Origin of the sequence: Methanospirillum sp. (assembly GCF_035406105.1) — an archaeon.
In the GTDB taxonomy this organism is placed as follows: Archaea; Halobacteriota; Methanomicrobia; order Methanomicrobiales; family Methanospirillaceae; genus Methanospirillum.
On record NZ_DAONKG010000303.1, the window covers coordinates 1 to 2,187 of the forward strand.

A 2,187-nucleotide genomic window follows, 5' to 3' on the forward strand; every position below is an offset into this window, starting at 1 on the left:
CCGTGCCGCTCAGCGATATCCCACCAGCGGTCGGGAAACGGGTGGTTGGGCGCCCCTTCGTATATCAGGCTGCTCGCGCCCAGCAACAGCGGCCCGTAGATGATGTAACTGTGCCCGGTGATCCAGCCGGGATCGGCAGTACACCATAAAACGTCATTCTCTTTCAGGTCAAAGATATATTTCGTCGTATAATGGACACCGGTTGCATATCCCCCACATGTGTGGACGATTCCCTTTGGCATTCCGGTCGTTCCGCTGGTATAGAGGATAAAGAGCGGATCTTCAGCATCCATCTCTTCAGGCGGGCAATTTGCATCCACTCCCTCAAGAAGGCTGTAAAAATCCTCTTCCATCTCAGAGTACAGCTCAACTGAACATTTTTCGCGGCAGAGGACGATGACCTTCTCAACACTGGGTGCATTCCTGATGGCATCATCAACAATACTGCGAAGGGATAAGACCTTCCCCCTGCGTTTTCCCACATCAGCAGTGATGACGACTTTTGCCTCAGCATCACGGATGCGAGCATGAAGTGCCTCTGCCCCAAAACCTGCATAGACGATGGAATGAACGGCACCGATCCGTGCACAGGCCAAAAGTGCGATAACATGTTCAGGAACCAGGGGCATGTAAAAGCAGATCCGGTCTCCCTTTTGTATACCAAGTCTTTTGAGAGCATTTGCAAACCGCATCACATCACGGTGCAGCTGCCGGTACGTATACACGCGCTCTTCGCCATCCTCACCCCTCCATATCAGGGCCAGTTTGTTCCTTCTTCCGGCCTTTATATGCCGGTCAAGACAACTGGTAGTGATATTTAAGGTTCCGCCGCAGAACCACCGGGCATAGGGAAAATCCCATTCAAGTACCTTCTCCCAGGGTTTTATCCAGTCGATCTCACGGGCCATTCTATCCCAGAACCGCTCCGGATCATCCAGATATTCCTGGTATGCCTTTTTATAATCACCCATATGGGACTGTTCCTTATACTCCGGATCAGGGAGATATGACTTTGAATGTACGATGACATGAAAATCTTCAGACATTATCCAACTCCTCTTTTGGCAGAATCACACTGATTTAACCACTCCAGAATACCCCCGTCAGGGCAGGTACATGGTCCAGGCATAATGCTAAGCATCTCAAATTAGATTGCTTGCGTAGTGATTAATACATAGTATTCGTAGTACAAATATGTCGTACATTTAATTCTGATGAATATGATGAAATTGTCGGTTTATTGAGCACAATAATCGGTTTTACAATTCTCAAATCATACTTGAGGTCGCATGTAAAACCGGACAGGTTTATCAGGAAGGAGCCCGGATGAATATGTACGACATTTTCATCCCAGATGCCGGGGCAGACAGGAGAGAAGAGATGATTGGTGATTACGAGGAGATTGCAACCATTAAGGATTTGTTGCGTACATCTCCGCAGGGACTTTCAATAACCGATATTTCACGACAATTGCATCTGCACCGGACAACGGTAGCAAAATATCTTGACATGCTTCAGATGAAAGGAGATGTTGATCTGAGGATTATGGGGACTTCAAAAGTCTACCATCTCTCAAACAGGGTGCCTGCTGCAGTGATCCGGGGGTTTTATACTGGTCCGTTCATCCTCTTCACCACCAGAATAACCGTAAAGGAGTACTCACCAGACCTTGCAGACTATGGAATCGTGGGGGATATTACCGGAAAGGAACTGACCGATACAGAATTGGCTCCCCTCTATGATGATTCGATGCCCGAACTCTGCAGACGGGCAGTTCTGGGAACTCCGGCAGAGATACGGATTACTACTCCTGATAAAAAGAATCAAAGAGATCTCAAAATACGGATCATCCCAGTCGTCTTTGACGATGGCAGGGCAGGATGCGCTTTTCTGATTGAGGACGTGACCGATCTTACGATTGCCAGGCGTGAGGTTGAGATCTGTGAAAAAGAGCTGAAAATAGTATCTGAAGACCTGAATGAGTTTGTCTTTCGGTGTACACCTGACGGGATATTAAAGCGGGTGAACCATCCTTTTTGTGTCAGAATGGATCGAAAACCTGAAGAGCTCCTCGGATTTCCATATGAACCTGTCATTTCCAGGGAGGATCTTGAACGGCTTACCAAGATGAAACAGCAGATCACACCGAAAAACCCCACACAGACCATTGCATTCAAGGCAATCCAG

Annotated in this window: 2 protein-coding genes; one reads left to right on the top strand and one right to left on the bottom strand. The window is 47.7% G+C overall.

What is annotated here, in order from left to right; translation table 11 throughout:
• On the bottom strand, nt 1-1,046 hold a 1,046-nt coding region (locus PLA23_RS12745; protein WP_324475427.1), incomplete at its 3' end, for an AMP-binding protein.
• A gap of 286 nt (nt 1,047-1,332) precedes the next feature.
• Here PLA23_RS12745 and PLA23_RS12750 point away from each other — a divergent pair.
• Nucleotides 1,333-2,187: helix-turn-helix domain-containing protein (locus PLA23_RS12750; protein WP_324475428.1), on the top strand; the 855-nt coding region annotated here is incomplete at its 3' end.